The organism is Streptomyces sp. NPDC041970 (genome assembly GCF_055588985.1).
In genome coordinates, this window is sequence record NZ_JBVJCD010000064.1 from 24,195 (window position 1) to 32,181 (window position 7,987).

At 72.4% G+C, this 7,987-nt stretch carries 8 protein-coding genes; 4 read left to right on the forward strand and 4 right to left on the reverse strand.

Annotated features, from left to right (window positions below; translation table 11 throughout):
- Positions 1-37 precede the first annotated feature (37 nt).
- Positions 38-1,309 carry a tyrosine--tRNA ligase gene (gene tyrS, locus ACZ6EJ_RS24090; protein WP_469269893.1) on the forward strand — a complete coding sequence of 424 codons (1,272 nt, stop codon included), beginning with the start codon at positions 38-40 and terminating at the stop codon, positions 1,307-1,309.
- A gap of 79 nt (positions 1,310-1,388) precedes the next feature.
- Here the strand turns inward: tyrS and ACZ6EJ_RS24095 are convergent, their stop codons facing one another.
- Entirely contained in the window at positions 1,389-1,667 is a 279-nt protein-coding gene (locus ACZ6EJ_RS24095) for a GlsB/YeaQ/YmgE family stress response membrane protein (protein ID WP_469269895.1), read from the reverse strand.
- Between the two features lie 206 nt (positions 1,668-1,873).
- On the opposite strand from ACZ6EJ_RS24095, the gene ACZ6EJ_RS24100 reads away from it, so the two are divergent.
- Entirely contained in the window at positions 1,874-2,245 is a 372-nt protein-coding gene (locus ACZ6EJ_RS24100; RefSeq protein ID WP_469269896.1) for a DUF3099 domain-containing protein, read from the forward strand.
- A gap of 294 nt (positions 2,246-2,539) precedes the next feature.
- Entirely contained in the window at positions 2,540-2,788 is a 249-nt protein-coding gene (locus tag ACZ6EJ_RS24105; RefSeq protein ID WP_469269897.1) for a hypothetical protein, read from the forward strand.
- Positions 2,789-2,791: 3 nt separating this feature from the next.
- On the opposite strand, the gene moaA is transcribed toward ACZ6EJ_RS24105, so the two are convergent.
- From moaA to ACZ6EJ_RS24120, 3 genes are all read right to left on the reverse strand, one after another.
- The gene (gene moaA, locus ACZ6EJ_RS24110; protein WP_469269899.1) at positions 2,792-3,781 is read right to left on the reverse strand and encodes a GTP 3',8-cyclase MoaA; all 990 of its coding nucleotides are present in this window, start codon (positions 3,779-3,781) and stop codon (positions 2,792-2,794) included.
- Between the two features lie 174 nt (positions 3,782-3,955).
- Entirely contained in the window at positions 3,956-5,596 is a 1,641-nt protein-coding gene (locus tag ACZ6EJ_RS24115) for a solute symporter family protein (RefSeq protein ID WP_469269900.1), read from the reverse strand.
- Positions 5,593-5,943: a DUF485 domain-containing protein gene (locus ACZ6EJ_RS24120; protein ID WP_469269902.1), complete on the reverse strand. Its 351-nt coding sequence runs from the start codon at positions 5,941-5,943 to the stop codon at positions 5,593-5,595. Before ACZ6EJ_RS24120 ends, ACZ6EJ_RS24115 begins: the two co-directional genes overlap by 4 nt.
- A 327-nt stretch (positions 5,944-6,270) precedes the next feature.
- Between ACZ6EJ_RS24120 and ACZ6EJ_RS24125 the strand changes: the two genes are divergently transcribed.
- Complete coding sequence (locus tag ACZ6EJ_RS24125) at positions 6,271-7,809, forward strand: S8 family peptidase (protein WP_469269904.1); 1,539 nt, start codon at positions 6,271-6,273, stop codon at positions 7,807-7,809.
- The last annotated feature ends 178 nt before the right edge of the window (positions 7,810-7,987 follow it).

The following is a 7,987-nucleotide window of genomic DNA, read 5'->3' on the forward strand; positions in this document are numbered from 1 at the left end:
CCGTACATCTCTCCTAGCCGTAAGGAGCACCGGAACCGTGACGGACATCGTCGACGAGCTGAAGTGGCGCGGGCTGTTCGCCCAGTCCACTGACGAGGACGCACTGCGCAAGGCTCTCGTGGACGGCCCCGTCACCTTCTATTGCGGCTTCGACCCGACCGCGGCCAGCCTGCACGTGGGGCACCTGGTGCAGGTGCTCACCATGCGGCGGCTCCAGCAGGCCGGGTTGCGGCCGCTGGCCCTGGTGGGGGGTGCGACGGGCCAGATCGGCGACCCGCGGCCCACCGCCGAGCGCACGCTGAACGACCCGGAGACCGTCGCCGCCTGGGTGACCCGGCTGCGGTCCCAGATCGAGCCGTTCCTCTCCTTCGAGGGCGAGAACGCGGCGACGATGGTCAACAACCTGGACTGGACCGCGGGCCTGTCCGCGATCGAGTTCCTGCGGGACGTCGGCAAGCACTTCCGGGTCAACAAGATGCTCACCAAGGACTCCGTCGCCCGCCGGCTGGAGTCGCAGGAGGGCATCAGCTACACCGAGTTCAGCTACCAACTGCTCCAGGGCATGGACTTCCTGGAGCTGTACCGCCGCCACGGCTGCACGCTCCAGCAGGGCGGCAGCGACCAGTGGGGCAACCTCACCGCGGGCATCGACCTGATCCACCGGCTGGAGCCGGGCGCGACCGTGCACGCGCTGGCGACGCCGCTGATGACGAAGGCGGACGGGACGAAGTTCGGCAAGTCGGAGAGCGGCGCGGTCTGGCTCGACCCGGAGATGACCACGCCGTACGCGTTCTACCAGTTCTGGCTGAACGTGGACGACCGGGACGTCTCGCGCTACCTGCGCATCCTCAGCTTCCGGAGCCGCGAGGAGCTGGCGGAGCTGGAGAAGCTGACCGAGGAGCGGCCGCAGGCCCGCTCGGCGCAGCGTGCGCTGGCGGAGGAGCTGACCACGCTGGTGCACGGCGGCGCGCAGTGCGCCGCGGTCATCGCGGCGTCGAAGGCGCTGTTCGGGCAGGGCGACCTGGCCGAGCTGGACGAGGCGACGCTGAGCGCGGCCCTGTCCGAGGTGCCGCACGTCCGGGTCGCGGAGCCGGGCCCCCTGGTGGACCTGCTGGTCGAGGTCGGGCTGGCGCCGAGCAAGTCGGGGGCGCGGCGCACCGTCAAGGAGGGCGGCGCGTACGTGAACAACGTGAAGGTCCTCGACGGCGAGGCCGCCCCGGCCGCCGAGGAGCTGCTGCACGGGCGCTGGCTGGTGCTGCGCCGGGGCAAGAAGAACCTGGCGGCCGTGGAGGTCGGCCCGGTCGGCTGACAGGGTCCGCACCCGGCGCCGCGGCCGGGCACGCGCGAGCAAGCGCGTGCCCGGCCGCGGCGTCCTCGTGTCGCGGGAGTCAGGTCCGCTGTCTGCCGCCGCCTCGGATCGACTGCCAGAGCATGTCGCCCAGTCCGACGACGACCACGGCGCCGGCGAGTTGCAGCAGATGGCGGATCCAGTCGATGCCCTTGGTGTCGTCGACCCCGATCCAGCCGGCCACGGCGTTGCCGAGGATGCTGCCGATGATGCCGAACACGATCGTCAGCCAGATGGGGATGGCCTGCTTGCCCGGCAGGATCGCTCGGGCGATGACGCCGAGCACCAGTCCCACGATGATTGCCCACAACCAGCTCATGTCGCCTCCTCGTGCGGCGCGGTGTGCGCGTCAGACCAGTCTCGGCCCCCCGGCGGCGGGGCGCATGTCGGACGGAGCGGGACGGGGGCCCGCCCGGCGGCGGCGGGGCCCGGAGTGCGCCCCGGTCTCCTGCGGGGCGCACTCCGGGCGTACCGTGGAACGGGCCCGGTCCGGGAGCGTCCGGCGACGAGATCTGGTGGTGGAACATGCTGCGGAAGAAGGACGGTGCGGAGGTCTTCCGGATCACGGGCGCGCGGCAGGGGCTGGCGGACGACGTCCGCGGCAGGCAGCGGCGCTACGTGATCTCTATGTCGGTGCGCACCGTGTCGGTGGTGCTGGCCGCGGTGCTGTGGAACGTCGAACGGCACGTCGCGGTCGTGGCGCTTGCGCTGGGCGTGCTGCTGCCGTACGTGGCGGTGGTCATCGCCAACGCGGGCCGGGAGAGCGCGCCCTCGCTGCCCTCGACGTTCGTCACGCCGCCGCTGCGCCCGGCGGTCGGGCCCGCTCCGGGGCCGGCGGCGTCCGGCGGTGCGGAGGAGGCGGCGGGCCGGGTCCCGCCGCCGCAGGAGCACGGCTGAGGAGGGGCGTCGGGGCGGGCGGGGAGGGCCGGGCAATCATGGCGTTCCCCTGCACCGCACCCCGGTCCCCGTGACATACTGCCAAAGCGCTCCGCATCCCCCGTCGGAGCGACGGACTGACGCCGGGCAGCTCCCCCCGTGGCTGCTCGGCGTCGCCGTTTCTCCGGCGGGGACGCGTCAGGACCATCCGGTGGCGCGGGGCCGGGGGACGCACTCGCTCCGGCGGCGCGGTGAGCGCCCGGCCGTCGCCGTGCGCCCGCCGCGTGCCGCGGGGCAGCCCGTAGGCTGGTCGCCGTGATCTTCCCCGAGACGTCCGCCGAGACCCCCGCCGGCGCCCCGCCCTGTTCCGCCAAGGGCTGCCGGGCCGCCGCCGTGTGGGTGCTCGCGTGGAACAACCCCAAGCTGCACACGCCCGAGCGGCGCAAGACCTGGCTGGCCTGCGACGAGCACCGGGAGCACCTGTCCTCCTTCCTCGGTGTACGAGGGTTCCTCAAGGACGTCGTGGCGCTGGCGGACTGGGAGCCGGGGCCCGGCGGCGGCTGAGCGTCAGCCGCCGATCGCCGACATCGGGCGGTCGGGCTGGAGGAAGGACGGATCGTCCAGCCCGGAGCCCGCCTTCTTGCCCCACATGGCCAGCTTCCAGAGCCGGGCGATCTCCTCGTCCGGGGCATCGCCGCGCAGGGCCGCCCGCAGGTCGGTCTCCTCGCGGGCGAAGAGGCAGGTGCGGACCTGGCCGTCGGCGGTGAGCCGGGTGCGGTCGCAGGCACGGCAGAACGGGCGGGTGACCGAGGCGATCACGCCGACGCGGTGCGGGCCGCCGTCCACCGTCCAGCGCTCGGCGGGGGCGGAACCGCGCGCCCCGTCGTCCTCGGCGGTGAGGGTGAAGCGGGTGCGGAGCGAGGCGAGGACGTCTCCGGCGGTGATCATGCCGTCGCGCTTCCAGCCGTGCTGGGCGTCCAGGGGCATCTGCTCGATGAAGCGCAGCTCGTAGTCGTGGGCGACGGCCCAGGCGAGCAGGTCGGGGGCCTCGTCGTCGTTGAGCCCCGGCATCAGGACGGCGTTGACCTTGACCGGGGTGAGCCCGGCCCGGCGCGCGGCGTCGAGGCCGTCCAGCACGTCCTGGTGGCGGTCGCGGCGGGTGAGGGTCTTGAAGACGTCGGGGCGCAGGGTGTCCAGGGAGACGTTGACCCGGTCGAGCCCCGCGGCCTTGAGGGCGGCGGCGATCCGGCTGAGACCGATGCCGTTGGTCGTGAGCGACATGCGGGGGCGGGGGGCGAGCGCGGCGCACTGCTCGACGATGGCGACGAGGCCGGGGCGGAGCAGGGGTTCGCCGCCGGTGAAGCGGACCTCGGTGACGCCGAGCGAGGTGACGGCGATGCGGATCAGGCGCACGATCTCGTCGTCGGAGAGCAGCTCGCTCCGGCTCAGCCATTGCAGGCCCTCTTCGGGCATACAGTACGTGCAGCGCAGATTGCACTTGTCGGTCAGTGACACGCGCAGGTCGGTGGCGACCCGGCCGTAGGTGTCGACGAGCATGATGGGCCCCTCCCCCGGTGGTGTCCGCGGTGGTGCGGTCGCTCTTCCGAGACGTTGACCCTCCCGAGCCTACGGGAGGCCGGCGGCATCGGCCGGGCGCGTTTGCCACGAGGCGCGGCCGGGCCGCCTCGGAGGACTCTACGACGCGGCCCGGCCGGTGCGGTGGGGCGGTGCTCAGTGGGCCCCGATGCCGGTGAGGGACTTGACCTCCAGTTCGGCGTACTTGTCCGTGTCGGGCTTCTCCTTGGAGAGCAGCGAGCCGACCCAGCCGAGCAGGAAGCCGAGCGGGATCGAGATCAGGCCGGGGTTCTCCAGGGGGAACCACGCGAAGTCGACGCCGGGGAACATCGAGCTGGGCTTGGAGGAGACGACCGGCGAGAACAGCACCAGCACGACGGAGGCGGCGAGCCCTCCGTAGATGGACCAGAGGGCCCCCTGCGTGGTGAAGCGCTTCCAGAAGAGGCTGTAGAGGATCGTCGGCAGGTTGGCGGAGGCGGCGACGGCGAAGGCCAGGGCGACCAGGCCGGCCACGTTCAGGTCGCGGGCGAGCGCGCCGAGGGCGATGGAGACGACGCCGATGGCGACGGTGGCCCAGCGCGCGGCGCGGACCTCCTCCTTCTCGGTGGCCTTCCCCCGGCGGATGACGTTGGCGTAGATGTCGTGCGCGAAGGACGAGGAGGAGGCGAGGGTGAGTCCGGCGACGACGGCGAGGATGGTGGCGAAGGCGACGGCGGAGATCACCGCGAGGAGGATCGCGCCGCCGGTGGACCCCGAGCCGCCGCCGATCTCCAGCGCGGCCAGCGGGGCCGCGGTGTTGCCCGCCTTGTTGGAGGCGATGATCTCGCCGGGCTTGAGGAGCGCCGCGGCGCCGAAGCCGAGCACGATCGTCATCAGGTAGAAGGCGCCGATGATGCCGATCGCCCAGTTCACGGACTTGCGGGCGGCCTTCGCCGTGGGCACGGTGTAGAAGCGGATCAGGATGTGCGGCAGGCCCGCGGTGCCGAGGACCAGGGCGAGGCCGAGGGAGATGAAGTCGAGCTTCGAGGTGCCGCTCGCCCCGTACTTGAGGCCGGGCTCCAGGAACGCCGCGCCCTTGCCGCTGTTGTCGGCGGCCGTGCCGAGCAGGTCGGAGACGTTGAAGTCGAACTTCAGCAGGATCAGGAAGGTGATGAGCAGGGTCCCCGCGATGAGCAGGACGGCCTTGACCATCTGCACCCAGGTGGTGCCCTTCATGCCGCCGATGGTGACGTAGAGGATCATGAGCACGCCGACCAGGGCGACGATGAGGATCTTCCCGGCGTCGCTGGTGATGCCGAGCAGCAGCGAGACGAGGACGCCCGCGCCGGCCATCTGCGCCAGCAGGTAGAAGATCGAGACGACGATCGTGGACGTGCCGGCCGCGGTGCGGACGGGGCGCTGGCGCATCCGGTAGGCGAGGACGTCGCCCATGGTGTAGCGGCCGGAGTTGCGCAGCGGTTCGGCGACCAGCAGCAGGGCGACGAGCCAGGCGACGAGGAAGCCGATGGAGTAGAGGAAGCCGTCGTACCCGAAGAGGGCGATGGCGCCGGCGATGCCGAGGAAGGACGCGGCGGACATGTAGTCGCCGGAGACCGCCAGGCCGTTCTGGAACGCGGTGAACTGGCGGCCGCCCGCGTAGAAGTCGGCGGCGCTCTTCGTCTGGCGGCCGGCCCACACGGTGATGACGAGGGTCGCCACGACGAACGCGCCGAACAGGGTGATGATCAGCGGCCGGTGCTCGCTCGCGCCTTCGGCGGCGAGCTGGACGGCGGGGTACGCGGCGTGGGCGGCGCTCATGCGTCGGCCTCCATACGGGACTTGATCGCCGAGGCCTTCGGGTCGAGCTTGGCGGCCGCGTGCCGGGAGTAGAGCCAGGCGATGAGGAAGGTGGTGGCGAACTGGGCGAGTCCGAGGACGAGGGCGACGTTGAGGTTGCCGACGACCTTGGTGGCCATGAAGCCGCCCGCGTAGCTGCAGAGCAGGACGTACAGCAGGTACCAGGTCACGAAGGCGATGGTGAGCGGGAAGGCGAAGGCGCGCTGCGAGCGGCGCAGGTCGGCGAACTCGTCGCTGGCCTGCATCGCGACGAACGCCTCGGTGGTGGGCTGCCGGCCGCGGTCGGGCGGCGGTACGTCGTTGGTCACGGAATCTCCTCGCGACGCGCGTGCGGTGGTCTGGGGGACGGTGGACGACAAGGGAGGCCTCACTGTCGGGGACGGGGCGTGCCTCCTGGACAACGGCACGGAGGACGCGACGAAGCGGTTCACCGCGTCTTTCGTCTTCTCCGACGCGGCGCGCGGGGTCCGCTCGCCCGGATCAGCCGTCCACGTACGGGTCAGTTTGATCACCCTTCGAACTCACTTGCCCGTAAACATTGATGCGGTGGCAGGTGAGCGATAGCTTCACTCGTCATGTACGCGACCGAGCACGCCAGGTGCCCGGTCGACCGGTACGGATGATGTGGAGACCCCATGGCTCATCTGGCATCGAGACGGACCCGCGCACTCGCGCTCCCCGTCGGACTCGCGCTGACCGCCTCGATCGGCTTCCTGCCGGTGGGCGCGGCCACGGCCGCGCCCACCGGAGAGAGGGCCGCCGCGACCGTGCGGACCGACGGGCCCAAGCTCTCCTACGTGGTCAACACGCGAGGCGGCCACGGCACCGTCAAGAGCGTCAAGAAGGCGATCGAGCGGGCCGGCGGCACCGTCGTCGCCGCCTACGAGCAGATCGGCGTCATCGTCGTCCACTCGCAGAACCCGGCCTTCGGCGAAACGATCCGGCGGGCCCGCGGCGTGGAGTCGGCCGGAGCCACCCGGACCAACCCGATCGTGCCGCAGGCCACGAAGGACGTCGGCGCCCTGGCGCAGCCGCTCACCGCCGCCCAGGCGGAGGCCGCCGCCGCGGACGCCGAGGCCGGCGAGGACCCGCTGGAGCCCCTCCAGTGGTCGCTGCCCGCGATCAAGGCCGACCGGGCGCACGAGAAGTCGCTCGGCTCCCCGCGGGTGACGGTCGCCGTCATCGACACGGGCGTCGACGACAACCACCCGGACCTGGCCACCAACTTCGACCGCGACGCCTCGGTCAACTGCGTCTCGGGCGCTCCGGACACCACCCCCGGCTCCTGGCGTCCGGCGGCGGGCGAGAGCGACCACGGCACCCATGTGGCGGGCACCATCGCCGCCGCGAAGAACGGCACCGGGGTGACCGGCGTCGCGCCGGGCGTGAAGGTGTCGGGCATCAAGGTGTCCAACCCGGACGGGTTCTTCTACACCGAGGCCGTCGTCTGCGGGTTCCTCTGGGCCGCCGAGCACGGCGTCGACGTGACGAACAACAGCTACTACACCGACCCGTGGCTGTTCACCTGCAAGAACGACCCCGACCAGGGCGCTCTGGTCGACGCCCTCGCGCGGGCCGCGCGGTACGCCGAGCGCCGCGGCGCGGTCAACGTCGCCGCGGCCGGGAACGCCCGCCACGACCTGGCGTCCGACGCGATCGAGGACACGACCAGCCCGAACGACTCCCAGCCCGTGACGCGGACGGTCGACCCCCGGCTGTGCCCGGACGTCCCGACCATGCTGCCGGGCGTCGTGACGGTCTCCGCCACCGGCGCCAAGGGGCTGAAGTCGTCGTACTCCAACTACGGCGAGGGCGTCATCGACGTGTCGGCTCCCGGCGGTGACTCGACGGTCTACCAGACCCCCGAGGCCCCGGCCGTCAGCGGGCTGATCCTCTCGACGCTGCCGGGCGGCAGGTTCGGCTACAAGGCCGGTACGTCGATGGCCGCCCCGCACGCGGCGGGCGTCGTGGCACTGATCAAGTCCAAGCACCCCTACGCCTCGCCGGCGGCGGTGAAGGCGCTGCTGACGCTCCAGGCGGACGCGAAGGCGTGCGGTGCGCCGTACGACATCAACGGCGACGGCGTCATCGACGCGGTCTGCGAGGGCGGCGAGCGCTTCAACGGCTTCTACGGGGCCGGCGGGGTGGACGCGCTGGACGCGGTGCGCCGATAGGCGTCCGCCGACCCGTCACCAGGGGCGGGGGGGGGGGGGGGGGGGGGGGGGGGGGGGGGGGGGGGCGCGGGCGGGGGGGGGGGGGGGGGGGGGGGGGGGGGGGGGGCGCCGCGCTGGGTTGGGTGCGTGTGATGGTTGGCTTGTGCGCGGGGGGGGGGGACCCGAGCATGGAGGGAGG

Coding starts and splice junctions, on each gene's coding strand:
- ACZ6EJ_RS24125 (WP_469269904.1), top strand. CDS start 6,271: ATGGCTCATCTGGCATCGAGACGGACCCGCGCACTCGCGCTCCCCGTC.
- ACZ6EJ_RS24100 (WP_469269896.1), top strand. CDS start 1,874: ATGCTGCGGAAGAAGGACGGTGCGGAGGTCTTCCGGATCACGGGCGCG.
- ACZ6EJ_RS24115 (WP_469269900.1), bottom strand. CDS start 5,596: ATGAGCGCCGCCCACGCCGCGTACCCCGCCGTCCAGCTCGCCGCCGAA.
- ACZ6EJ_RS24095 (WP_469269895.1), bottom strand. CDS start 1,667: ATGAGCTGGTTGTGGGCAATCATCGTGGGACTGGTGCTCGGCGTCATC.
- moaA (WP_469269899.1), bottom strand. CDS start 3,781: ATGCTCGTCGACACCTACGGCCGGGTCGCCACCGACCTGCGCGTGTCA.